Source organism: Aestuariispira ectoiniformans (genome assembly GCF_025136295.1).
Classification (GTDB): Bacteria; Pseudomonadota; Alphaproteobacteria; order UBA8366; family Aestuariispiraceae; genus Aestuariispira_A; species Aestuariispira_A ectoiniformans.
On the sequence record NZ_CP062788.1, the window covers coordinates 1,841,546 to 1,864,039 of the forward strand.

A 22,494-nucleotide genomic window follows, 5' to 3' on the forward strand; every position below is an offset into this window, starting at 1 on the left:
CCACAGGGGAGAGGCACAATTCACCCGAGCGCCTTCACGAAACTTCCCAGGTAGCGGTGCAGGATTTGGCGATATTGCGGCGAGTCAAGCGCCTGCCGGAGGGCCTGTGCAAAGGTCCGCCATTCCGGATTGCCATGCGTGGCCGGGCCCAGGTGAAGGGCAATAGCCGATTTCTCCAGAGGGACGGGCTCGTGAATATAGGACGGCTTCTTGTTCATTTTGCGTAAATAGTAATAGACGAACAGATCCGATCCGATAATGGCGTCGAAGCGGTTGCGTTCAAGCATTGAGGCCATCTGGTCAACGGAAGGGACGCTGATGATATTCTCTTCGGGTGGGCGGTATTCTACGGGCAGGGCATTGATGCTGGCACCCAGCATGACGGCCGTTTTCAGCTTTGTCGCGTCAGTAAGGCCGCGAAAGGGAACGGACGCCTTGGCGACGTAGACGCGGGTGACAGGAAGAAGGGGAATGGTCTGGTCGCTATGTTCCTCAAGGCCGCTATTGATCAGGAAAACAATCGCCTTGGATTTGCCGATACTGTATTCAGCCAGTCCCCGCTTGGTTGGTTTGTTGGCGAGCCTGATTTCCTGGCCGCTCTGGTCTTTCACCAATTGTAGAAGATCAACCAGAATGCCGCCAGTGAAGGCCCCGGACTGGTCCGTTATGACGAGCGGTTCGATATCCTGTGCAATGATCGTGATTTCATCCGCGGCACGCGCGTAGCTGCAAGCCGCTGCAATAGCCATGACCGCAAGCAGGAAACGAAGGCGCCATATTGTGAGGACGGACGGCATGTTTTCCCCCTTCCTTCCTTCGAAGGAAAATAAGGATAGCACATTTATGACGCGAAAGCGCCGTGGAAGGAGTCTTTATGCGAGTTGCCGCTGTATCCAGCCGCCGCCGAGAACGCGATTGTCATCATAAAAGACGCAGGCCTGACCGGGGGAGACACCGAAATGCGGTTCCGCGAAGGTGACTTCAACGTCGCCCAGTGCCGTTACCTGGACAGTGGCGCGCACCGGCTGCATCGCGGAGCGGATTTTGACGTCTACTTCAACCGCGCCGTCGCTCAACTTGCTGTTGCCCAGCCAGTTCACGTCGCTTAGCCGGATATGTGGTGTTGCGAGGGCCGATTTGGGGCCGACGATCACACGGTGCTGGTCCGGGTCAAGGCGAACCACATACAGGGGATCGGTGTCATTCTTCCGACCACCAATGCCAAGACCCCGCCGCTGGCCGATGGTGTAGTTGATAATGCCCTCATGGCGGCCCAGAATCTCACCGTCAACATGGACGATGTCACCGGGATAGGCGGCTTCCGGGCGCAGCTTCTGGACGATGCTGGCATAGTTACCATCGGGAACAAAGCAAATGTCCTGGCTGTCCGGCTTGTCGGCTACTTCCAGGCCAAAGCGTGTGGCATGGTCGCGGGTTTCCGATTTTTCCATGCCACCCAGCGGGAAACGAAGGAAGTCCAGTTGATCCTGTGTCGTTGCAAACAGGAAGTAGGACTGGTCCTTTCCGGGGTCGACGCCACGATGCAGTTCTGCCTTGCCGCCCAGCTTACGCTGTACGTAATGGCCGGTGGCAAGGGCGTCCGCGCCCAGGTCACGGGCGGTCGCCAGCAGGTCGCGGAATTTGACCGTCTGGTTGCAGGTCACGCAGGGGATGGGGGTCTCGCCGCGGGCATAGGCATCGGCGAAATCTTCGATCACGCTCTGCTTGAACCGGTTTTCATAGTCCAGCACATAATGCGGAAAGCCCAGCTTGTCGGCGACGGTGCGGGCGTCATAGATATCCTGCCCGGCACAGCAGGCACCGGTGCGCTGGATGATCTCGCCATGATCGTAAAGCTGCAGCGTCACGCCGACCACGTCATAGCCCTGTTCATGCAGCAGGGCGGCGGTAACGGACGAATCGACACCGCCCGACATCGCGACGACGATGCGGGTGTCTTTCGGTGCTTTATCTATACCCATCGAATTCATGGCGCGGAATATAGGTTTTCTGCGCGTTTTAGCAAGGGCGAAGCGCGATTTTCCAAAGCGTTGCCCGCATGGCTGGTCTGCAACGGGTGCAGGGATGGCGTTCGCAGCCGGTTTTTCATAAGTCTTTTCGCTGATAAATGGGGAAAATCACTGGAAAGAGCGGCCCGGCTGTGCCAGAAATGCCGCGCTTTGGCTTAATATTACGGAGAGACAGCCGTGTCCGCGCGAAACCCCCTTGTTCTGGCAGTGCCCAAAGGTCGTATTCTGAAAGAGCTACGCCCGCTGTTGGATCATGTGGGCATCCATCCGGAAGCCGCATTTGACGACCCCAATGCCCGCCAGCTGCAGTTCGCCACGAATCTGCCGGACCTGTCTATTGTCCGTGTGCGCAGCTTTGATGTGGCGACATTCGTTGCCTTCGGTGCGGCTCATTTGGGTGTGGCGGGCAACGACGTCCTCATGGAATTCGATTACCCGGAAATCTATGCGCCGGTTGACCTCAATATTGGTCACTGCCGGATTTCCGTGGCGGAAGCCGTGGACCTTGTCGGCGAGGATGACCCGCGTCAGTGGAGCCATATCCGTGTAGCGACCAAATACCCCAATATGACCCGCACCTATTTCGCGGAACGCGGCGTGCAGGCGGAATGCATCAAACTGAACGGTGCAATGGAACTGGCGCCCAAGATGGGGCTGTGCCGCCGTATTGTGGACCTGGTTTCCACCGGTACGACCCTGAAGGAAAACGGACTGCAGGAAATCGAGACGATTGCCGATGTGACCAGCCGCCTTGCGGTGAACCGTACGGCACTGAAAACGATGCCCGATGAAATGGGCGAGTGGATCGAGAAATTCCGGGAGGCAAGCAATGGCCGTTAAGCTTTTCCAATCTGACGCGGATTTTGCACAGGCTTTCGACGCGTTGCTGCATGCCAAACGCGAGATGGATGTGGACGTGGACAATGTCGTGTCCGACATCATCATGGATGTGCGCAGGCGCGGTGACGAGGCTGTCCTGGACTATACCGCGAAATTCGACCGCCTGGAACTGACGGCGGAAAGCATGCGCATTTCGGCGGATGAGTTGGCCTCTGCGGCAGCAAAATGCAAGCCGGAAACTGTCGAAGCCTTGAAGCTGGCGGCAAAACGTATCGAGGCCTATCACTCGAAAACCCTGCCGGAGGGGCTGGATTACGTCGATGAGGTCGGTGTCCGTCTCGGCGCGCGCTGGCGTCCGGTGCAGGCGGCGGGCCTTTATGTGCCCGGCGGTACGGCGGCCTATCCCAGTTCCGTCCTGATGAATGCACTTCCGGCGAAGGTTGCTGGCGTTGAGCGTCTGGTGATGGTCGTGCCGACGCCTGACGGCGTAACCAATCCGCTTGTTCTGGCCGCGGCCCACCTGGCTGGCGTGACGGAAGTCTACCGCGTTGGCGGGGCTCAGGCCGTGGCGGCGCTGGCCTATGGTACGGATACGATTGCACCCGTGGACAAGATCGTCGGCCCCGGCAATGCCTATGTTGCGGCTGCAAAGCGGCGGGTATTCGGTCAGGTCGGGATTGATATGATCGCAGGGCCGTCTGAAATCCTGGTCGTGGCCGACAAGGAAAACGATCCGGCCTGGATTGCGATGGACCTGCTTAGCCAGGCGGAACATGACACCTCCGCCCAGTCGATCCTGGTGACCGACGATGCGGCCTTCGCTGAGGCAGTGGAAAAGGCGGTCGAGGCTGCGCTGGAAACGCTGCCGCGCAAGGAAATCGCCGGGCAAAGCTGGAAAGATCATGGCGCGATTATTGTCGCCGACAGTCTTGAGGCTGCTGTGCCGCTGGTGGATCGGATTGCGCCGGAACACCTGGAGTTGGCGGTGGCTGATCCCGATGCGCTGTCTGAGAAAATCTCCAATGCCGGTTCGGTCTTCCTGGGCCGCTATACGCCGGAGGCGATCGGTGACTATATCGCCGGGCCGAACCACGTTTTGCCGACGGCGCGCAGTGCCCGTTTCTCCAGTGGACTTGGCGTATTGGACTTTATGAAGCGAACAAGCTTTGTCGCCTGCGATGCGGATAACCTGCGCGCCATTGGTCCGGCGGCGGTGGACCTGGCGGTAACTGAGGGCCTTGGTGCGCATGCACGGTCTGTTGCGGTACGGTTAAATATACCCGTTGAGGATTGAGCGGTTCCCACAGGGGATGCGTCAGGCTAAACTCCTGAAATTGAACAACTCAACCGCAATCGGTCGGTCAGGGGAGTAACGGCATGTCCAACTGGGATAGCGAAACGGATCGCATCGTCGATATCAAACTGGACGAAAAAAGCGTTATTCGGCGCAGTCCGGAAGTGGAGCACGAGCGGGCCGTCGCACTTTATGACCTGCTGGACATGAACCGTTTTCGGCCGGCCGGGGGCTATACCGGACCCTTCAAGGTGACGCTCAGCATCGAGGACGGGAAGCGTCTGCATTTCAGGATCTGGGACACCAGCGATGTTTTGCAGACAGAGGTGATTCTGGCCCTGTCGCCGTTCCGCCGGTTGATCAGGGACTACTTCCAAATCTGTGAAAGCTATTACGACGCTATCAAGCGCCTGTCGCCCGCTCAGATCGAGACCATTGATATGGCGCGTCGCGGGCTGCACAACGAAGGGTCGGATTTGCTGCGGGAAAGGCTGGCGGGCAAGGCGGAGATGGACCAGGCAACCTCGCGCCGCCTGTTTACGCTGATTTGCGTGCTGCATATCAAGGGCTGAGGTAGGGCCGGGATCGCGTAATGAGCCAAAACGATCTGCCTGATGCGGTTCTGTTTTGTTGTACGTTGAACGCGATCCGTTCACCGATGGCCGAAGGTATTATGAAAAAGCTGCTCGGCACCAAGGTCTATGTGGATTCCGTCGGTGCCCGCGGGTCCGAGATGCCGGACGGTTTCATGGTCGAGGTGATGAAGGAAATCGGCGTCGATATGTCGAACCATGTGCCGAAGACCTTTGACGAACTGGAAGACAGCTATTACGACCTGATCATTCCGCTCTCGCCGGAGGCACAGCACCATGCGGTGGAAATGACCCGGACCATGGCCTGCGACGTTGAGTTCTGGAATACGCTGGACCCTTCCATTATAGAAGGCAGCCGCGAAACCCGCCTCCAGGCCTATCGGCAGGTGCGGGATCAATTGATGAAGAAGATCAAACAGCGTTTCGATCTGGAGTAAGCGTCCATATGGTTTCTTTTGTATTGGCCTCGCAAAGTCCGCGGCGGCTGGAGTTGTTGAAGCAGATCGGTGTTGCGGTTGATACGGTCGATCCCGCCCATGTGGATGAAACGCCCCAGAAAGACGAAAGCCCGCGTGAGTTGGCGCTGCGGCTGGGGCGGGCAAAGGCGCAGGCCGTATCGGAACGGCATCCGGGCTCGATTATCCTGGCCGCCGATACCGTCGTGGGCGTCGGTCACCGGTCGCTGCCCAAGGCCGAGGACGAGGCAACGGCGCGTGACTGCCTGAAACTGCTTTCCGGGCGGAGGCATCGGGTCTATGGCGGCTTTTGCATTGTTGATGCACAGGGCCGTCCCCACAGCCGCGTGGTACGATCGATTGTCAGCTTCAAAAAGCTGAGCCGTCAGGAGATTGACGCCTATATCGCCAGCGAAGACTGGCATGGCAAGGCGGGCGGCTATGCAATCCAGGGGCTGGCGGCGGCCTATATTCGTTATCTGGGTGGTTCCTACAGCAATGTCGTGGGACTGCCGCTTTTTGAAGTATCACAGATCCTGCATGGGATCGGTTATGAAGGTTTGAAATCCGCATGAGCAAAGCATCGCTCGATACCCTGATCGAAGTTTCACCCGGCGAAACCCGCGCTGCGCGTATGGACCAGGACGGTCTGTTGCATGAACTGTTGCTGGACCGGGTGGGGCAGGCCTCGCTCGTCGGCGGGATATACGCGGGCCGCATTGTTCGTATCGAAAAAGGCATGGATGCCGCCTTTGTCGATATCGGGCTGGGTGAACCTGCGCTGATGAACAAGGCGAAGGGCCTTGCGGAAGGCAAGAACCTGATCGTGCAGGTTTCCCGCGACGGACGGGACGGCAAAGGACCGGCTGTCACCCGAAACCTGAGCCTGCTGGACCGTTATCTTGCCTATACGCCCGGCCGCAAAGGGCTGAACTGGGCCCGTGCCGTGGGCAAAGGTCGCGACCGCGCCCGTCTGGAAGACCTGGTGGGTGAACTGCTGGATGGCCGTGAAGGATATTCGGTGCGTGGCCCTGCCGTCGTGGCGGAAGGCAAGAACCTGATTGCGACCATTGAGCGCCTTGAACAGCGTTGGGAGGCTATGCAGGAGCAGTTCCGTGCCGACAAGACGCCGCGCTGTCTTGAAGCGCCGATCTCCCTGATCGACCGTCTGCTGCGTGATGCCGATGCCGAGGCGCGTTTTGCCATCGACGACCGGGTACAGTTCATGCGGATCGAAAAAATGGTCGCGCAAGATATGCCGGATCTGGCTGAGGGCCTGTTGTTCCACAAGGGGCCGGAACAGATTTTCGATGTGGCCGGTGTTGAAGAGCAGATCGACGAGGCCGTCTCCCGCACGGTGTCGCTTCGTGGTGGTGGCAGCATGTCCTTTGACCATACAGAGGCGATGACCGTTATCGACGTCAACATGGGGGCCGGAACGAAACAGGGGGATGACGCGATCTTCCAGGTGAACCGCCGTGCGGCCGAAACGGTGGCCCGCCAGATCATCCTGCGCAACATCGCGGGCCTGATCGTGGTCGATTTCATTTCCATGCGCGATAAGGCGCGCGCCAAGAAGCTGGTGGAAATCCTGCGTGCCCGTTTCCGCGACGATGCGCGTCATACGGATGTTCTGGGGCTTACCGCAGGCGGTCTGATCGAAATCACCCGCCAGCGTGAGGGCATTACCCTGGCACAGCAGTTGACCGAGGTGCGGCCGGAAGAGGTACGGGTACATCCCGTGGCGCAGGCCTGTGCGATTTTGCGTCTGGCAATCCGCATGAAAGGGGCCGGCAAGCCGACGGCGGTGGCGTCCGGCCCGGTCATGGAGGCCCTGAACGGTCCTTTGAGTGCAGGAATGGAAGAGGCGACCCGCCGTTTGGGGCAGCCGATCATTCTTGAAGAGGGGCAGGACAGCACGCCACCGGTTGTGGAGATGCGATAATGGCAAAGAAGACGACCAAGGCGGCTTGTCCGGTCTGCGACAAGCCGATGGATGATAAATACAAACCCTTCTGCAGCCGACGCTGTGCGGATGTGGACTTGAATCGCTGGTTGGGAGAGACATACCGCGTGCCAACGGACGAGCCGGGTATTGCCAACGATCCCTATGCGGAAGAGGGTTGAAATCAAGGTCTTCCCGGCGTTTTGAATTTTTTCTGTAAAAATATGAATTTCGCGCTGGACAGACCCGGTCAAACTCTCTAAATCAAGGCCCGTCCGATGGACAGGCGCAACGCGCCAGCCACGGTGCCCAGGTAGCTCAGTCGGTAGAGCAGAGGATTGAAAATCCTCGTGTCGGCGGTTCGATTCCGTCCCTGGGCACCACCAAAAACGCCAGCTTCCCAGACCGGGGTGCTGGCGTTTTTGTTTTGTTGTTTGTGTCGGTATTTATTACATTGCTAAGTAAATCATCCTCACGGAACTTCCCCAAATAATTGCAAACCCACAGGAAACAGGATGTGGCGTGAAACTTGCCTTGTAAGCGGGGCGGAAGGGGTTTCATCGAGCCCGGCTCGATGTGTTGTGGAGTATAAGTTATGAAATTCCAGAAAGTTTTGGCCGTCATCCTGTCGCTGGCATTCGCGACGATTGCCTGGCGTGCACAGGCCACCGTTATCGACTTTGGCGGCCTGCCGGGTCCCAATGGGACGGCTTACACCGGGCATGTGGAGGACGGTTTTACGGTTACCCCAAATGATGGCGATTGGCATCAGGGGCTGGTCTATGGTGCGCCGACGCCGTCAATTTTTGGCGGTCCCGTTCCTCAGCCGGTCTTTGGGTCTATTACGGTCACCGGCGGCATTTTCCGGTTTATCAGCGTTGATCTGTCCAGTAATTCGGCGACGGGCACGCGCGCCACGGTCATCGGTTATATGAATGGCATTACGCAGTTTGGCTATGACTTCACCATCACGACAGCCAACCAATTTGTCACTCTGGTAAACCCCGGTCCCTTCATGGTGGATATCGACGAACTTTATATCGCGATGATGCCGGACACAGGCGTTTCAAGTTATAATATCGACAATATTGTCCTGCGGTCTGTGCGGGCGGTTCCTGCCCCGGCGGCTTTGGGATTGATAATCCTTGGATTGGCCGGGGTTGGTTTCACGCGACGCCGTTTGGCCTGATCAACCTGTTTTACACAAAAGGCGGTGGCGTATTATTGCGCTGCCGCCTCTGTTGGATGGCAGAGCGTGCGAACGGCCCCGGGCCGTGTCCAACTGAACTCTCCCTGATGTTCCCACAGTTCATACTGCCCATCGGCATAGCGCGCACCGGACCCAGAGATGGCACGTGGCAGTTCCCATCGCTGCTGGCCGTCCGTAATTTCGACGCTGTCTTCATGCCATCGAACCGCTAGGGCTTCACCTGATTCGCATGATAGGTGTTTTTCTGCGATTGTGTCGGTGGAGCAACCGGCGACAACGGCCAGGGAAAGGGCGGACCATCCGTAGAGAAACACAGCCGGATATTTTCGCATCTTCAAAGACCCCTCGTTGATGGTGCCCGATTAAGTCAGGCAACTGTGGCTAATTCTGGGCAATGCCCGGGCACTACGACTGTGAGATTGCTTTCCAATATAACCTGATGTAGGCGTGATTTGATCCGGTTGGTGTCACAAGTTAAGGTGACGGCAGTATTTAAAAATTCCCTTCGAAAGGATTCTTCATGAAAATCCGGTTTCTATTGGTTGGCCTGTGGGTGCTGTTCCTTATGCCGTTTACAGCGCTGGCCCAGGACGACGGTGGCCTCCAGATAAAAGACATTAAGACCGGTGACGGGAAAGTGGCGCAACTGCATTCGTCCGTGAAGGTCCATTACACCGGCTATCTCATGGATGGAACCAAGTTCGACTCCAGCGTTGACCGCAACCAGCCCTTCAATTTCATCCTTGGCGTCGGTCAGGTCATTCCGGGATGGGACAAGGGTGTTCAGGGCATGCGTGTCGGCGGTAAACGGGAACTGATCATCCCGCCGCAGCTTGCCTACGGCCCGCGTGGCGCTGGTGACGCAATTCCACCGAATGCGACGCTTCGTTTTGAAGTTGAGCTGCTGGACGTATCCGGTCCGAAGTATTCGAATATTGATTCCGCCAAGGCTGTGGAACTGCAGTCCGGCGGCGCCAAGGTGGTCGACATCCGTACGCCCGATGAATGGAAGAAGACCGGCGTGATCGATGGCGCAACCCTGCTTCAGGCCTTTGGCCGCAACGGTCGCATCCTGAAGGATTTCCCGCCGAGCTTTGAGGCGGCAATTGCCCACGGCGATGACGTGATCATCGTTGGCAGCGGCGACGACCAGCGCGCGGCCCTGCTATCCCTGATCCTCGTTGAACGCGCTGGCTATGAGAAGGTGTATAACCTCGCCGGTGGCGTTGAGGAATGGAGCAAGGGCGGCCACGGCCTTACCGTTCCGCAGACGGACGCGACGACCCAATAACCTTTCTATTGGGACAAAACAATAATGCGGGTCGCCGGTTGGCGGCCCGTTTCGTTTTGGGGGACGGGATCAGTTCGGACGATAGAAGGGATTGCCGATCAGAATGCGGTAGTAGCCGCTATCTTCGTCCAGACTGTTCAGGCTTGCATGCACGAAGACCGGACGGTGGCGGTCCTCATCGGACCAATAGGCAAAATAGGGCGCGCTGCGCGGTGCTGGCGACAGGCTGGAAAACAGGGCTTGTTGTTCTGTACCAGTGTTCCGGGCGGAAAAGCCGATATGGTCCGCGGGAAGAATGTCCTCTATCCGTTTTACTACGTCGGTGAATGTATCGCGGGCCTCTGTCTCGTTTGAAAGACGTTTGCTGTCGATCTGGATGGCGATGAGCCGCCCGTCCTGCTTGCGGTCAAACTGTGCGATGGCAACGTCCGCGAGGGGATAGGGTGGCACGGTGCGCAATTTGCACGCGGTCAATCCGTTTTGAAAAGGATGGCAGGGCCCCAGCCTGTCTTTGGCCGTGTTGAGATGGGTGAGCCAGTCAAACCCCAGCATGAGTTTTCGATAGCTGCCGCCAAATTGGGCCAAGACCGCCCGGATCAATTGTTCATTACTGCCAGAGGCTCGCAGTTCCGCGATTGCCGAGCGGCCTCTTGAGGTTATCTGACCGGGTTTTGCGCCATGATCCAGCAGGGATTGAAACAGGCCATCGTCCTTCTGGTCCAGGGCGGATAGCAAAGGCGTTTCCCCCTGCCATTCACGGTTCAGCCCCAGAGAGTTCTTCAGGAGAAAATCGCGAATGCCTGCGTAAGGTGCAGAAGGGCTTGCATTGAAGGCCTGATGAACGAGATAGGCGGATGGCTGAAGGTCTCGGTCCGCAAGAAGCCCTGCGGCATCCCACTGGTGATTGAGGAGGGCATGGTCCATAACGCTGCGGTCGCCCGCGCCCCATTTATCCACGACCTGAAACCGGGCGCGCCGCAGCGGAATGTCTGCAGGCCACTGGTCAAGTTGGCTCTGGATATCACCGGTCTCGCCCTGTTCGATGGCGCGGCCCAGTTTCTGTGAGAAATAGGTGAGCCTGGCCGCGGGGCCTTTGAGTTCAGACAGGGCGGCTGGTTCCGTTTTCGTTGCGATATCGTCTTTCGGCAAGGACAGGTCTTTGGGAGGTGTTGCCGCAGCGGTTTTCTGGTCTGCCGGAAGGGAGCTTGCTGCCTTGGTCCGCAAAATGAAAACGCGCTTTGGCGGCTCGTCAGGGATGTCGTCCTGTGCCGCGGGCGGGACAAAATCAACACGCGGAGCGCCAACCGGGGCCGAAGAAGCGGTGGCCATGGTATCGTCCGATGAAACCTCTGCCGACGAGGGTGGTGGTGGGGCAGGGGCGTCACTTAACATGTCCTGAGTGTGGCTGATAAGATTTTGCCACTTTTCCTGCAGTCGCTGCAGTATATGGTCGCGTTCTGACGTTGGAGCCTGCATCCACATTGCCGCCAGACCGGCGACGACAAGAACAAGCAGGACCGGCAGGAGAATTTTCCTCTTCCGCCTTTTGCGGGGTGGTGCGTCATCTTCATGGGCCGGATTAAGGAAGTCCGGCAGTTCCACAAGATGTTCGTCCGCCGGGCGTTCGGCCGCTGTGGCGGACGGGGCATCTTTGCCCTTTGCTGTACGGTCTTCTGTTTCGTCGGGGAAAACGGAGGCCTGTGCCTCCTCCTTGGGTTGACGCAAGGGGTGATCAATGGATTCGCCCGTGGGCCAAGGGGCTTTACCGGCGGATGCGGGCGCTGTTTCTGCTTCTGTTGCGGCCTGCTGAGGTTTGGTTTCTGTGTCCGTCTGCCGCGGCGTGCCTTCGTCCTCCAGTTCCTCCTCATCGCTTTCAGCAGGGGCGCGGGTAAAGAGGTCTGTGTCCGATGCGGGCTGGTATCCGGCTTGGACGGATGCCTCGCTGATATAATGGGCGACGGTGCGATATTGGGTGTCTTTGGTAAAGGCGGACAGCGTTGCCTCGACGAGGCGCAACTCGTCATATTGGCCGCCGTCACGCAGGGCCTTGAACCGGGTGGAGGCATCCTGGACGCGTTCCTGGGACTCCAGGTTCTGCCAGTCGTCGCCTATGCGGCCCTGTAGCCAGTAAGTAACGATATTGAACGATATGGATGACTGCTTGTCATCGCCGTTGCTCAAACGCAACCTCCCTCCTGGCACACGGTATTCCGCGCAAGGCGTTTACCGGCAATTCGCCACTCTCCTAAGGAGTAAGTGTATCGCCAGGAAGGAAATTTATGCAACAACCAAAAGGTGTTGTGTCAATCAGTCCACGTCGGCGCGCGTCCTGGTGACTTCAACGCCAACGGTTTGGGCGTTTTTCAGGGCTTCGGGTTTTTCAACCCGCACAACGGCCTCCTGCACACGGGGGTCTTCCAGGCAGAGCAGGCCAATTTTATGCGCCAGGGTTTCGACGAGGCGGATATGACCTTCCGCCGCCAGCACCCGGATGCGTTCTGAAATGTCTGCATAACAGACAACCTGGGTATAGTCGTCGCAATTGGGGTCACTCATTTCCCGGGCCTGAAGCTCCAGGTTGATGCGCACGATCTGCACCCGTTCATATTCATGGTCGAAGACGCCAATGCTCCAGGCCACATCCAGATCACGGACCAGAATGCGGTACAGCCTGTCGGATACAGCCTGCGGCTTCCGACTGTCGGAGGTGGGGTGGTTTACAACATTTTTCGTGGCCACCTGCATGACCGTTTCTCCTTTGGCCTTGGCAAACGCGCTGTCAAACGGTATCGACAGCGACGCGCGACCCTACGAATATAATATAGGGATGACAAGCAATAGGACGACATGGAAATGCGGCTGAACGACCATTTTCACTGGGGAAGCCGGTGTTATGTGATGGGGATTGTCAACGTCACGCCTGATTCCTTCTCTGGAGACGGCCTGGCGGATGACCAGGACCGTGTTACCAGGGCGCTGGCCCAGGCACGGCAATTCATCGCCGACGGGGCCGATATTCTGGATGTCGGCGGCGAGAGCACGCGGCCTGGGGCCGCCCTTGTCGCGGAGCAGGAAGAGCTTGATCGTGTGGTGCCGGTTGTCGAGGCTCTGACCCGGGAATTACCGGATGCCATCATTTCCGTGGATACCTACAAGGCAGCGGTGGCAGAGGCCGCCTTGGCCCACGGCGCACATATCATCAACGACGTCTGGGGCTTTAAGGCCGACACCGATATGGCTGCCGTGGCAGCCGATCGTCAGGCACCGGTGATGCTGATGCATAACCGGTCCAAGCCGGGGCATGCGGAAATCGACCGGCGGCTCGGCGGCTCCTACGTTGCGCCGGACTATAAGGACTTTCTGGCGGAGGTGGTTGAAGAGACTGCTGACCTGGCGCGGAATGCGGAAGCCAACGGCATTGCCCGTGACCAGATCGTGTTGGACCCCGGTGTCGGTTTCGGTAAAACCATTGAACAGAATATGGCCCTGATCAACCATCTGGATGCGTTCAAGAAACTGGGCTATCCGGTGTTGCTGGGTTCCAGCCGGAAAAGCTTTATCGGGCGCGTGTTGGATGTGGAGCCTGACCAGCGCCTGGAAGGCACGGCGGCGACTGTTGCCATTGGCGTTGCGCGGGGCGCGGACATCGTGCGGGTGCATGATGTGAAGGAAATGACGCGGATCGTGCGGATGACAGACGCCCTGATCCGTGCGGATGGGTGATGCGATGAGCGAACAGACAGCCAAGACTGATGTATTTATCGCCCTGGGCACCAATGTCGGTGATCGGGAGGCCAATTTGAACCTGGCCATCGATGCATTAGGGCGATTGATGGAAGTCACCGGCAAATCGCGCCTGTATCAATCCGCACCGATGTATGTGACGGACCAGCCGGCCTTTCTCAATATGGCGGTCAAAGGGCGCACAAGCCTGTCGGCGGAGGACCTCCTGACCGGGCTGAAGGACCTGGAGGAGGAGATTGGCCGCCGCCCGACCTTCCGCAACGGGCCGCGCGTAATCGACCTTGATATCCTGTATTACGGCAAGGACCGCATTGATACGGAACGGCTTTCGGTTCCACATCTGCGAATCGCGGAGCGCGGCTTTGTTTTATACCCACTCAATGACCTGGACCCGCAGTGGCAGGATGTGAGAAGCGGTAAAACTATCGCGGAAATGGTGCAGGAACTCGGCCCGGATGAAGGACTTGAGGTACTGTCGTAACGCTTGGACGATATTTGTCGCGGTTGCTTCGGTTTCTGTCGCTGTCCTTTAGATTCTGTTAAACTTTTTTTGCAATCCTCGCCTTGCAGTTCACGGCGAGGGCGATATAGTGCAGCCCGACGTCGCCGTTGCTGCGACAAGAAAATCCGAACATAGTATTTTTGCTTGCTGGTTGTAACAGACCGGCAACAGCCTTTTTTAGTGTTTGCACGAACAGAAGAACGATCAAATAAAAGGACGAAAACAATGAACAAGAACGAATTTACGTGGGCAAAAGCAGGCGAATGGCTAAAGGGCCTGCGCGAAGAATGGCTGCTGACCCGTGCTGAACTGGCAGAGCAGGTTGGCGCGCCGTCCGTGAACTGGTTGGGTGAAATCGAAGAAGGGGAGCGTGCGCTTGCCACCGATCTTTTCAAAGGTTTTGCACGCAGCTTCAATATGTCCGTTCAGGACTTTGCCAAAACCTACGCCCAGAAGGCACATGTTGATTTTGAGCAGGCTGCATAACTGCGCCGCCATCGACGAGCCGACAGTATTCTGGCGAGAAAAGCCCCGCAGCTTGCTGCGGGGCTTTTTACTTGAAAGCGGTTTGAGCCGGGGTCAGACCATGGGACGCCTGCCGCAGGTGTCGATGATGCTGGCAATTGCCTCGGCTGTTCCCTGACCGGAGGCATCGACGCGGGCGAACAGTCCACCGGTGATCAGGGCATATTCCCGCATGAGGTCTTCCACACCGGGAAGGAGGCCAAAGAAACTGGTGGGCACATAAATGGCGGAAATCTTGATGTCTGCTGCCAGAGCGGCCTCAGCCATATGGATCGCGTTGGGATAGTCGGTGTTCTCGTCATAGGTATCGTCGAAGCCACCCGGCAGGTTGTCGGTGATCAGCACGATCATGCGTGTACGCGCGGTGAAACGGCCATTGAAGTCGCCCGTCTGCGACCGTCCCTGTGCGGCAAGCCCGAAGATCACCGTCCGCAGGGCCTCGTCAGAGGCCTCAGGCCCCGCGGCGCCGGCGCGTGCGGATAGCTGGCGTATGCGATTGCGTACGATTTCCTTTTTTGTTTGGGGGTCAGGCGTCGCATTCATGTCTTCGTCGACTTCGACGAAATCCTTGAAGGTTACCAACCCGATCTGGAAGTCACCGCCGGAAACTTCGTCGATCTTGTCCAGGATTTTCTCGAGTTCCTGTTTGATGTCGTATATGGCGCCCTGTAGGCTATACGTATCGTCGATTACGAAAACCACGTCAGTGGATTCGCATTTTGTCTTGCGCGGGGCTGTGCTGTCCTGCGCATAGGCGGGACAGACAAAAAACAGCAAGCCTGCAAGGGCCAGAAGCCCCCAAGCTGCTCCCCCGCAAGATGCTGCCAAATAATTTTTTGTCATGAAATTAGGATACTATGCATCCTGATCCATGACCTAGTAACATTTAACTGAAGTCCGGGAGGGGTATCCCCTCCCGGAAAGTTTCTTCAAAGTTGGTCTTCAGCGATTGCCATGACCGTATTGTGGCCCTGGGTGATTGGCCCCAGCAGGGACGGTGCCTGGGACAGAAGGTTTTCCGCGTAGAAGCGTGCCGTGATCAGCTTGTTGCGGTAGAAATCCGCGTCACCTTCACCGTTGACCAGTTTGTTTTCCGCAGCAATACAGGCGCGGGCCATGACGACACCGCCTGCCACAAGGCCGAAGAGTTTCAGCAAGTAGGTAGAAGCCGTCGCCTGTGCAACCCGGTCGCTGCTTGCGTTTTCGACCAGCCAATCCCCGGCCTGTTCCAGGGCGTCGACGCCCTGCGCCACATATTTCCGGAGGATGGAGATTGTTTCTCCGTCCATGCCGTTCAGGCGATTGATGAAGGCGTGAACCTCATCCAGATATTCGTCCAATGCAGCACCCTTGTCGCGGAGGATTTTGCGGCCGACCAGATCGGCGGCCTGGATGCCGTTGGTGCCTTCGTAGATCGGCAAGATACGGGCGTCACGGTAATGTTGGGCGGCACCGGTCTCTTCAATGAAGCCCATGCCGCCATGGACCTGCACGCCCATGGAGGTCATCTCCACGGCGGTGTCCGTGAACCAGCCTTTGATGACCGGCGTCAGCAGGTCGACGCGGCGGCCCGCCCATTTGCGGTAGTTTTCTTCCTCATGACGGTGGGAGATGTCCAGCATCGTCATTGTCTCAAGGACGAGCGCGCGCTGTGCCTCGGCATAGGCACGCATGGTCATCAGCATACGGCGCACATCCGGATGCTTGATGATAGCGACCGTGCCTTCCGCCGGATCGAGGCCCTTTCCCTGTTTGCGTTCCTTCGCGAAATCCCGTGCCTGTTGGTAGGCGCGCTCTGTGAGCGACAGCCCCTGCAGGCCGACGGCGAGGCGGGCATTGTTCATCATGGTGAACATGTATTCCAGTCCGCGATTGGGCTCACCCACCAGATAGCCGATGGCGCCTTCCTTGTCGCCAAAGGACATGACACAGGTGGGGCTGCCCATGATGCCAAGCTTGTGCTCAATGGAAACACAACGCAGGTCGTTGTGGTCACCAATGCTGCCATCGTCGCCGACCAGATATTTGGGCACGACAAACAGAGAGATGCCCCGCGTTCCCTCCGGTGCATCCGGCAGGCGGGCAAGGACGAGATGGACGATATTGTCCGTCATCTCATGTTCGCCATAGGTGATGAAAATCTTCTGGCCCTTGATGCGATAGTGATCGCCGTCGGGTTCGGCCTTGCTGCGAACCAGGCTCAGGTCGGAACCGGCCTGCGGTTCGGTCAGGTTCATGGTGCCGGACCATTCACCGCTGATCATCTTCGCCAGGTAGGTGTTCCTGATCGCGTCGGAAGCATGCGCCGTCAGCGCCTCGACCGCACCCTGGTTCAACAACGGGCAAAGCGCCCAAGCCATATTGGCGGATTGCCACATTTCCTGAACGGCGGTCGCAATCGTCCAGGGCAGGCCCTGTCCACCAAAGTCCGGGGTGAAGGGAATGGAATTCCAGCCGCCCTCCACATAGGCCCGATAGGCATCCTTGAAACCGTCGGGAACGGTGACTTTGCCGTCGTTCCAGCGGGCGCCCTGCTTGTCACCGTTATAATTCGTCGGGGCGATAACGTCGCCCGCCAGTTTTCCGGCCTCTTCGAGGATGGCATCGACCAGTTCCGCATTGACCTCTTCACAGCCGGGCAATGCCTCCAGCTGACCCAGAAGGCCAAGGTCCCGCAGGACGAAACGCGTGTCATTGATAGGGGCCGAATACGGTATCATGGTTCTTGTCTTCCCTTCGCTTGTTGCGATACTCACCTGTTCAGGTCTTTTATCCGGTGCTTGTCTCCTCCGGCAGCACCTTGCCGGGATTCATAATGCCTTGAGGATCGAAAACCTGCTTGATCCCGCGCATCAATGTCAGTTCTGTCGATGACTTGTAACGCGCCATCTCACCGCGTTTGACCTGTCCGATGCCATGTTCTGCGCTGATTGATCCATTCAATGCGGCAACAATGTCATGGACGGCGCGGTGCAGGTCCCATTCAAGGGCCCTGAAGGCTTCTGCTTCCATGCCCACCGGGGCGGTCAGGTTATAGTGAATATTGCCGTCACCCACATGTCCAAACGGATAGGGGCGAATTCCCGGACAAACATCTTCAATGGCGACAGCGGCCCGCCGCAGGAATTCCGGGACCTGTGAGATTGCGACCGATACGTCATGTTTGATCGACGCGCCTTCGCGGGCTTGTGCCTCGACAATGGCCTCGCGCAGATGCCACAGGTCGCTGCGCTGTTGTTCCGACTGGGCGATAACGGCGTCTGCAATCAGCCCGCTTTCAAAGGCCTGTTCCAGAAAGGCCTCCAGATGGGCGCTTGCCTGGCTGTCCTGTCCGGTGCCGGTAAATTCCAGCAATACGGCCCAGTCTGGAAGCTCCGAAAACGGCGCGCGCGTGCCCGGAACATGGCGGACGGCACAATCAATAGCGATGGCCGGGATCAATTCAAAGGAGCTTAACGCGTCGCCACTGCTGCTGCGGGCAAGGGCGAGCAGGCCCAGGCAACTGTCCAGGTCGGAAAGCGCACAGAGAGCTGTGGCTTGTTCAGTTGGTTTGGGGAAGAGGCGCAGGACTGCTGCTGTGATGATGCCAAGTGTGCCTTCGGACCCGATCATGAGATGTTTCAGGTCATAGCCCGTGTTGTTTTTGCGAAGCTGGCTGAGGCCATTCCAGATTTCACCATTGGGCAATACCGCCTCAATGCCGAGGACAAGCTCACGGGTGTTGCCATAGCGCAGCACATTGATGCCACCGGCATTGGACGCAAGATTGCCGCCGATCTGGCAGGAGCCTTCTGCGCCAAGGCTGAGCGGGAAATACCGATCCTGCGCCAAGGCGGTGTCCTGGATCGTCTTCAGGATACAGCCCGCCTCGACAGTCATGCTGTAATCCGCGCTATCAACCTCACGGATGCGGTTCATGCGTGAGAGATTGAGGAGAAGGGCATCGCCGCTGTCATCCGGGGTTGCGCCGGCAACGCGCCCGGTGTTGCCGCCTTGCGGAACAATGGGGATCATTGCTGCGGCGCAAAGCCGAACAACCTCGGCAACCTGTACGGTGCTGTCGGGGCGCGCCAGACCGGCGCAGTGTCCGCGATAGGCACCACGGGAGTCGATCAGATAGGCGTCGAGATCGCCATCCCCATCCGTCCATCCGGACGGGCCCAGCAGGTCTTTGATTTTTGAGAGGGCTTCCTCTCTTTTCATGCTCAACTCCCCTATACGTCAGCTGGTTCTACCGCAATGCACAATTTCGGGCAAGTGCGGCGCGATGCCGTGTGGACATGATTGCAATTCTGTGGTGACGTCGCGATGCCGAACAATATCAGATGGGGAAGGGCATGAACGATATCACAACATTAGATCAACTTCGCGAAATGTATCCGCAGCCAACCGGCGTTGTCGAACTTAAATCGTTGACAAAACTGGAAAAACACTGCCGAAATTTCATCAGCCAATCGCCCTTTCTGGTGATTGCAACCGGTGATGTCGATGGCAGGCAGGATGCGAGCCCCAAGGGCGACGCGCCCGGTTTTGTCCGCGTGGTTGACGATAATACGATCCTGATCCCGGACCGGATTGGCAATAACCGGGCGGATTCTCTGGTGAACATCCTGAGCAATCCGCATGTGGGGGTAATCTTCTTCATTCCCGGCATTGGAGAGACGTTGCGGGTGAATGGGCGTGCCAGTCTGGTCGCTGATCCGGCGTTGCTGGAAAGTTTTACCGTTCAGGGCAAACAGCCGAAGCTTATCATCCGGGTGCAGGTTGAAGAGGCCTATTTGCACTGCGCCAAAGCCATCATCCGGTCCAAGCTGTGGCAGGACGACAATAAAATTGACCGCAAGGATTTTCCGACGCTGGGCCGCATGGTTGCCGATCAGATCGAAAGCATGAAAATCGACGCAGACGAGGCAGATGCCCGCCTTGAGGAATCCTATCGGGACCGGTTGTATTGAATTATGGTGCGCTCATTGCTCTTGCATTAACGCGTTAAGGGCAACTATTTAGGTCAGCAAATAGAATCTTATTGTTGAAAATCTGGCAAATGCTGAGGGGACGAGTTTGGCTAATCCAACAACTATCGACGGTTTGGAGCACTATATTTCCCAGTGCCTTGCGTCAAACGAACCACATATGCCGCCAACCGGACGTATTTTGCATTGGATCATGCAGACCTATGCGATGGACCGTTATATCGAGCTGGAAAGAAAGCATCTTGAAGGGCGGTATGAACTAAAAGATAACCAGGATTATAATGAGAAATTCTTCAACCTTGAGTTCTGGCTGAACAACAAAGTTAAACTGGCCATGATGCTTGGTTTTGTGCGTGCGCAGACGGGCAATATTCTGGACCTTGGGGCTGGGGCGGGACATTTCATGCTTGTGGCCCGCTGTTTAGGATACGGTGTCCATGGCCTGGACATTCCCGATCCCGTATTTGATGACCTGACCGATTTCTTTAATTTATCGCGCACCATTCACCGGATTCGTGCTTTTGAACCTCTGCCGGATTTCGGTGTAAAATTCGACTTCGTGACAGCATTTTATACATCGTTCCACGTTTCTGAAGCCAAGGCGCTTTGGGGAGAGGAAGAGTGGGACTACTTCCTTTCGGACCTCGCAACCAACGTCCTGACGGAGCATGGCAAGTTATACATGGTCCTTAACCGTCATCACCATACGATCGGTGGGCTGCAATACGCCAGCGGTGAAGCGAAGCGGTATTTTGAGGCTCGCGGCGCAAGTTTCCATCAGAATAATGGCGTGGTCAAATTCGAGGATATGAGCAGGTTTCGTCGCTAATCCGCACGTCGTGCCTGTTTGTCCTAACCCCGTGGGGCGGCAGCACGGCGCAGGCGGTCGTTGATTGCCAGGCCCAGGCCTGTTTCGGGGATCGGGGCCACGGCGATGGCGTGATACTGCCCACCGTCCAGTTCATGAAGCAGGCGGAAGAGGTTTGCCGCTGCCTCGCGCAGATCGCCCTTGACGCTGAGATTGGCTGTGGCCTTTTCAGTGGGGCCGAAGCCGAGATAGGCCTCCCCGGTTTCCGGGGTCTCCACGTTCAGGCGCACCGGGCAATGGGGGGCATAGTGGCTGCTCAGCATGCCAGGGGATTTTGGGGCGGTATCGTCGCTGGCCGCACGGATAAGCGGCTGGTTCAGGACCTCCTCGATTTCTTCTGCCGCAATGCCGCCGGGACGCAGTAGGGTGGGTTTTTTGCCTGAAACATCCACGATCGTGCTTTCCACACCAACCCCGCAGGCACCGCCGTCCAGGATAAGTGAAACGGCATCACCAAGGGAGCTGGCGACATGGGCGGCTTCGGTCGGGCTTAGCTTGCCGCTGGTATTCGCGCTGGGGGCGGCGATGGGAAGGTTGACCGCCTCCAAAAGCCTGCGTGCGCCGGGATGGGCCGGAATACGGATCGCGACTGTGTCGAGGCCTGCGCTCACCAGTTCTGACAATTGGCAATCCTTTGCGCGGGGCATGACCATTGTCAGCGCGCCAGGCCAGAATTTTTCCGCCAGGGTATAGGCGGCACCATTCATGACGGCATATTGCCGGACAGCCTGAACCGATGGCAGATGAACGATCAGCGGGTTGAAACGCGGACGGCCCTTGGCCTCGAAAATGCGGGCCACGGCCATATCGTCCATGGCATTGGCGCCAAGGCCGTAAACGGTCTCGGTTGGAAATGCCACCAGTTCGCCGCGCCGCAAAATATCGGCGGCGAGTGCAATGCCATCATCGTTCAAAGGCTTGATATCAGTCATGATTGGTAAGGAGCATAGCCGATCATCCTTGGCAAGAGTATAGCATGTGTGCGCTGCACAAAAATATGATAACCTGCTTTTTAATCAGGTTGAAACAAGACCAATGCATACGAGAAACAGGGGACTGGCATGACAGGAAAGATTATTTCCGTGGCTCAGCAGAAGGGCGGGGCGGGTAAGTCGACCCTGGCGGCCCATCTGGCGGTGGCTTTACGGCTGCAGGGGCATCCGGTGGGGTTGGTGGATATCGACCCGCAAAAGTCGCTGGCCTACTGGTTTGACCAGCGCAGCAACCAGAACCGAAAACTGGTCGACATCTCCTTTGAAGACGTTGATGGCTGGCAGGCCTCCCGCCGTGTGCAGGACCTCGCGGAAGAGAATGACTTTGTGCTGGTCGACTGCCCCCCTCATGCAGAGACGGATTCCAAAATCGCCATTCGTGCCGCGGATCTGGTGGTTATGCCGGTACAGCCCAGCTCGATGGATTTTCAGGCCTGCCGGGTGACCCGGGATCTGGCGGCGAAAGAGGACGTCCCGGCGATTGCCGTGTTCAACCGGCTGTCTCCCCATCAGGATGTTGCGCAGGTTGTCGCCGAATTTGGTGGTGGGCAGCCGTTGACCAGTGCGGCGCAGGCACTGGGTAATCGCGTTGCCTATGCGCGGGCGATGGCTGGTGGATTGACCGTTCTGGAAATGGGGGGCGCAGGTAAGGCCGCAGACGAGGTACGCTCGCTTTCAGTTGAAATTTTGCGCGCATTCGCTTAAGAGCGAATTGATAACAATAGGTAAGCGCAGGTGATGCACTCACGTTTCTTGGACGAATTCACGGTCGGGGAGAAGTTCAGTTCCCGCAAGGCAAGTCTGTCCGAAGGGCAGATTCTCGACTTTGCCATGATGTATGATCCGCAGCATATGCATATTGATCATCAGGCGGCTGAATCCGGTCCCTTTGGCGGCATTATCGCCAGTGGTTTTCAAACCCTCTCGCTAAGCTTCCGGCTGTTTTATGATATGGGGCTGGTGACGCAGACCAATATCATCGGTGTCGGCATGGATGAAGTACGCTGGACCAAGCCGGTTTATCCAAAAGATGCTCTGCGGGTCGATGCGGAAGTGTTGGAGGTGCGTCCATCCAAATCCAAACCTGACCGGGGCACATTGCGCTGGCAGGTTTCAACCCGTAACCACCGGGATGAAATTGTGATGACGGCCCAACTGATAATGATCGTTCGCCGCCAGACCGAAGCCTAGTCTGACCGCGATCGAAAACGGCATTTTTTCAATTCTTTGTC

25 protein-coding genes and 1 tRNA gene are annotated in these 22,494 nt (G+C 57.5%); 17 read left to right on the forward strand and 9 right to left on the reverse strand.

Annotated elements, in window-relative coordinates:
- Window positions 1-20: 20 nt before the first annotated feature.
- Complete coding sequence (locus IF205_RS08860; RefSeq protein WP_259782931.1) at window positions 21-797, reverse strand: substrate-binding periplasmic protein; 777 nt, start codon at window positions 795-797, stop codon at window positions 21-23.
- Between the two features lie 75 nt (window positions 798-872).
- Window positions 873-1,991, reverse strand: coding sequence for a tRNA 2-thiouridine(34) synthase MnmA (mnmA, locus tag IF205_RS08865; RefSeq protein ID WP_259782932.1), 1,119 nt, complete (start codon window positions 1,989-1,991; stop codon window positions 873-875).
- Window positions 1,992-2,207: 216 nt separating this feature from the next.
- On the opposite strand from mnmA, the gene hisG reads away from it, so the two are divergent.
- The 9 genes from hisG (at window position 2,208) to IF205_RS08910 (ending at window position 8,346) form a co-directional block, all read left to right on the forward strand.
- The gene (hisG, locus tag IF205_RS08870) at window positions 2,208-2,870 is read left to right on the forward strand and encodes an ATP phosphoribosyltransferase (protein WP_259782933.1); all 663 of its coding nucleotides are present in this window, start codon (window positions 2,208-2,210) and stop codon (window positions 2,868-2,870) included.
- Window positions 2,860-4,164, forward strand: a complete 1,305-nt coding sequence (hisD, locus tag IF205_RS08875) for a histidinol dehydrogenase (protein ID WP_259782934.1) — start codon at window positions 2,860-2,862, stop codon at window positions 4,162-4,164. Before hisG ends, hisD begins: the two co-directional genes overlap by 11 nt.
- Window positions 4,165-4,247: 83 nt before the next feature.
- Window positions 4,248-4,736: a UPF0262 family protein gene (locus IF205_RS08880; RefSeq protein WP_259782935.1), complete on the forward strand. Its 489-nt coding sequence runs from the start codon at window positions 4,248-4,250 to the stop codon at window positions 4,734-4,736.
- A 20-nt stretch (window positions 4,737-4,756) separates the two neighbouring features.
- On the forward strand, window positions 4,757-5,194 hold the full coding sequence (locus IF205_RS08885; protein WP_259782936.1) for an arsenate-mycothiol transferase ArsC: 438 nt from the start codon (window positions 4,757-4,759) through the stop codon (window positions 5,192-5,194).
- Between the two features lie 8 nt (window positions 5,195-5,202).
- On the forward strand, window positions 5,203-5,787 hold the full coding sequence (locus tag IF205_RS08890) for a Maf family protein (protein WP_259782937.1): 585 nt from the start codon (window positions 5,203-5,205) through the stop codon (window positions 5,785-5,787).
- The gene (locus IF205_RS08895) at window positions 5,784-7,157 is read left to right on the forward strand and encodes a ribonuclease E/G (RefSeq protein ID WP_259782938.1); all 1,374 of its coding nucleotides are present in this window, start codon (window positions 5,784-5,786) and stop codon (window positions 7,155-7,157) included. The genes IF205_RS08890 and IF205_RS08895 overlap by 4 nt, the downstream gene beginning before the upstream one ends.
- Window positions 7,157-7,339, forward strand: a complete 183-nt coding sequence (locus IF205_RS08900) for a DNA gyrase inhibitor YacG (RefSeq protein ID WP_259782939.1) — start codon at window positions 7,157-7,159, stop codon at window positions 7,337-7,339. Before IF205_RS08895 ends, IF205_RS08900 begins: the two co-directional genes overlap by 1 nt.
- Before the next feature lie 125 nt (window positions 7,340-7,464).
- Window positions 7,465-7,540, forward strand: a tRNA-Phe gene (locus tag IF205_RS08905).
- 212 nt (window positions 7,541-7,752) lie between these two features.
- A complete protein-coding gene (locus IF205_RS08910; protein WP_259782940.1) occupies window positions 7,753-8,346 on the forward strand; it encodes a hypothetical protein in 594 nt (197 codons plus the stop codon).
- A 32-nt stretch (window positions 8,347-8,378) separates the two neighbouring features.
- Here IF205_RS08910 and IF205_RS08915 read toward each other — a convergent pair whose 3' ends face one another.
- Window positions 8,379-8,699, reverse strand: a complete 321-nt coding sequence (locus IF205_RS08915) for an MliC family protein (RefSeq protein WP_259782941.1) — start codon at window positions 8,697-8,699, stop codon at window positions 8,379-8,381.
- 188 nt (window positions 8,700-8,887) lie between these two features.
- Here IF205_RS08915 and IF205_RS08920 point away from each other — a divergent pair, with 188 nt between their 5' ends.
- Entirely contained in the window at window positions 8,888-9,658 is a 771-nt protein-coding gene (locus IF205_RS08920) for an FKBP-type peptidyl-prolyl cis-trans isomerase (protein WP_259782942.1), read from the forward strand.
- Between the two features lie 69 nt (window positions 9,659-9,727).
- Here IF205_RS08920 and IF205_RS08925 read toward each other — a convergent pair whose 3' ends face one another.
- A complete protein-coding gene (locus IF205_RS08925; RefSeq protein ID WP_259782943.1) occupies window positions 9,728-11,839 on the reverse strand; it encodes a hypothetical protein in 2,112 nt (703 codons plus the stop codon).
- 126 nt (window positions 11,840-11,965) lie between these two features.
- Entirely contained in the window at window positions 11,966-12,403 is a 438-nt protein-coding gene (gene folB, locus IF205_RS08930) for a dihydroneopterin aldolase (RefSeq protein WP_259782944.1), read from the reverse strand.
- A 108-nt stretch (window positions 12,404-12,511) separates the two neighbouring features.
- Between folB and folP the strand changes: the two genes are divergently transcribed.
- The 3 genes from folP to IF205_RS08945 all read left to right on the forward strand — a co-directional run bounded on the left by folP (window position 12,512) and on the right by IF205_RS08945 (window position 14,390).
- Window positions 12,512-13,381: a dihydropteroate synthase gene (gene folP / locus IF205_RS08935; RefSeq protein ID WP_259782945.1), complete on the forward strand. Its 870-nt coding sequence runs from the start codon at window positions 12,512-12,514 to the stop codon at window positions 13,379-13,381.
- A gap of 4 nt (window positions 13,382-13,385) precedes the next feature.
- On the forward strand, window positions 13,386-13,883 hold the full coding sequence (gene folK / locus IF205_RS08940) for a 2-amino-4-hydroxy-6-hydroxymethyldihydropteridine diphosphokinase (RefSeq protein WP_259782946.1): 498 nt from the start codon (window positions 13,386-13,388) through the stop codon (window positions 13,881-13,883).
- 246 nt (window positions 13,884-14,129) lie between these two features.
- Complete coding sequence (locus tag IF205_RS08945) at window positions 14,130-14,390, forward strand: helix-turn-helix domain-containing protein (protein ID WP_259782947.1); 261 nt, start codon at window positions 14,130-14,132, stop codon at window positions 14,388-14,390.
- A gap of 93 nt (window positions 14,391-14,483) precedes the next feature.
- Here the strand turns inward: IF205_RS08945 and IF205_RS08950 are convergent, their stop codons facing one another.
- From IF205_RS08950 to IF205_RS08960, 3 genes are all read right to left on the reverse strand, one after another.
- Window positions 14,484-15,272 carry a vWA domain-containing protein gene (locus IF205_RS08950; protein WP_259782948.1) on the reverse strand — a complete coding sequence of 263 codons (789 nt, stop codon included), beginning with the start codon at window positions 15,270-15,272 and terminating at the stop codon, window positions 14,484-14,486.
- An 86-nt stretch (window positions 15,273-15,358) separates the two neighbouring features.
- The gene (locus IF205_RS08955; RefSeq protein ID WP_259782949.1) at window positions 15,359-17,149 is read right to left on the reverse strand and encodes an acyl-CoA dehydrogenase; all 1,791 of its coding nucleotides are present in this window, start codon (window positions 17,147-17,149) and stop codon (window positions 15,359-15,361) included.
- A 49-nt stretch (window positions 17,150-17,198) separates the two neighbouring features.
- Window positions 17,199-18,632: an FAD-binding oxidoreductase gene (locus tag IF205_RS08960; RefSeq protein ID WP_259782950.1), complete on the reverse strand. Its 1,434-nt coding sequence runs from the start codon at window positions 18,630-18,632 to the stop codon at window positions 17,199-17,201.
- Between the two features lie 134 nt (window positions 18,633-18,766).
- On the opposite strand from IF205_RS08960, the gene IF205_RS08965 reads away from it, so the two are divergent.
- Window positions 18,767-19,384 carry a pyridoxamine 5'-phosphate oxidase family protein gene (locus IF205_RS08965; RefSeq protein ID WP_259782951.1) on the forward strand — a complete coding sequence of 206 codons (618 nt, stop codon included), beginning with the start codon at window positions 18,767-18,769 and terminating at the stop codon, window positions 19,382-19,384.
- Window positions 19,385-19,490: 106 nt separating this feature from the next.
- Window positions 19,491-20,231: a class I SAM-dependent methyltransferase gene (locus IF205_RS08970; protein WP_259782952.1), complete on the forward strand. Its 741-nt coding sequence runs from the start codon at window positions 19,491-19,493 to the stop codon at window positions 20,229-20,231.
- Between the two features lie 23 nt (window positions 20,232-20,254).
- On the opposite strand, the gene IF205_RS08975 is transcribed toward IF205_RS08970, so the two are convergent.
- Window positions 20,255-21,202: an L-threonylcarbamoyladenylate synthase gene (locus IF205_RS08975; protein ID WP_259782953.1), complete on the reverse strand. Its 948-nt coding sequence runs from the start codon at window positions 21,200-21,202 to the stop codon at window positions 20,255-20,257.
- A 129-nt stretch (window positions 21,203-21,331) separates the two neighbouring features.
- Here IF205_RS08975 and parA point away from each other — a divergent pair, with 129 nt between their 5' ends.
- Entirely contained in the window at window positions 21,332-21,967 is a 636-nt protein-coding gene (parA, locus tag IF205_RS08980; protein WP_259782954.1) for a ParA family partition ATPase, read from the forward strand.
- A 33-nt stretch (window positions 21,968-22,000) separates the two neighbouring features.
- Window positions 22,001-22,453 (forward strand): MaoC family dehydratase, encoded by a 453-nt coding sequence (locus IF205_RS08985; RefSeq protein WP_259782955.1) that lies wholly within the window; start codon window positions 22,001-22,003, stop codon window positions 22,451-22,453.
- The last annotated feature ends 41 nt before the right edge of the window (window positions 22,454-22,494 follow it).

Excerpts from the sequence above, each read along its gene's own strand:
- IF205_RS08860 (WP_259782931.1), bottom strand. The coding sequence starts at position 797 with ATGCCGTCCGTCCTCACAATATGGCGCCTTCGTTTCCTGCTTGCGGTC.
- mnmA (WP_259782932.1), bottom strand. The coding sequence starts at position 1,991 with ATGAATTCGATGGGTATAGATAAAGCACCGAAAGACACCCGCATCGTC.
- hisD (WP_259782934.1), top strand. The coding sequence starts at position 2,860 with ATGGCCGTTAAGCTTTTCCAATCTGACGCGGATTTTGCACAGGCTTTC.
- IF205_RS08880 (WP_259782935.1), top strand. The coding sequence starts at position 4,248 with ATGTCCAACTGGGATAGCGAAACGGATCGCATCGTCGATATCAAACTG.
- IF205_RS08885 (WP_259782936.1), top strand. The coding sequence starts at position 4,757 with ATGAGCCAAAACGATCTGCCTGATGCGGTTCTGTTTTGTTGTACGTTG.
- IF205_RS08890 (WP_259782937.1), top strand. The coding sequence starts at position 5,203 with ATGGTTTCTTTTGTATTGGCCTCGCAAAGTCCGCGGCGGCTGGAGTTG.
- IF205_RS08895 (WP_259782938.1), top strand. The coding sequence starts at position 5,784 with ATGAGCAAAGCATCGCTCGATACCCTGATCGAAGTTTCACCCGGCGAA.
- IF205_RS08900 (WP_259782939.1), top strand. The coding sequence starts at position 7,157 with ATGGCAAAGAAGACGACCAAGGCGGCTTGTCCGGTCTGCGACAAGCCG.
- IF205_RS08910 (WP_259782940.1), top strand. The coding sequence starts at position 7,753 with ATGAAATTCCAGAAAGTTTTGGCCGTCATCCTGTCGCTGGCATTCGCG.
- IF205_RS08915 (WP_259782941.1), bottom strand. The coding sequence starts at position 8,699 with ATGCGAAAATATCCGGCTGTGTTTCTCTACGGATGGTCCGCCCTTTCC.
- IF205_RS08920 (WP_259782942.1), top strand. The coding sequence starts at position 8,888 with ATGAAAATCCGGTTTCTATTGGTTGGCCTGTGGGTGCTGTTCCTTATG.
- folB (WP_259782944.1), bottom strand. The coding sequence starts at position 12,403 with ATGCAGGTGGCCACGAAAAATGTTGTAAACCACCCCACCTCCGACAGT.
- folP (WP_259782945.1), top strand. The coding sequence starts at position 12,512 with ATGCGGCTGAACGACCATTTTCACTGGGGAAGCCGGTGTTATGTGATG.
- folK (WP_259782946.1), top strand. The coding sequence starts at position 13,386 with ATGAGCGAACAGACAGCCAAGACTGATGTATTTATCGCCCTGGGCACC.
- IF205_RS08945 (WP_259782947.1), top strand. The coding sequence starts at position 14,130 with ATGAACAAGAACGAATTTACGTGGGCAAAAGCAGGCGAATGGCTAAAG.
- IF205_RS08950 (WP_259782948.1), bottom strand. The coding sequence starts at position 15,272 with ATGACAAAAAATTATTTGGCAGCATCTTGCGGGGGAGCAGCTTGGGGG.
- IF205_RS08955 (WP_259782949.1), bottom strand. The coding sequence starts at position 17,149 with ATGATACCGTATTCGGCCCCTATCAATGACACGCGTTTCGTCCTGCGG.
- IF205_RS08960 (WP_259782950.1), bottom strand. The coding sequence starts at position 18,632 with ATGAAAAGAGAGGAAGCCCTCTCAAAAATCAAAGACCTGCTGGGCCCG.
- IF205_RS08965 (WP_259782951.1), top strand. The coding sequence starts at position 18,767 with ATGAACGATATCACAACATTAGATCAACTTCGCGAAATGTATCCGCAG.
- IF205_RS08975 (WP_259782953.1), bottom strand. The coding sequence starts at position 21,202 with ATGACTGATATCAAGCCTTTGAACGATGATGGCATTGCACTCGCCGCC.
- parA (WP_259782954.1), top strand. The coding sequence starts at position 21,332 with ATGACAGGAAAGATTATTTCCGTGGCTCAGCAGAAGGGCGGGGCGGGT.
- IF205_RS08985 (WP_259782955.1), top strand. The coding sequence starts at position 22,001 with ATGCACTCACGTTTCTTGGACGAATTCACGGTCGGGGAGAAGTTCAGT.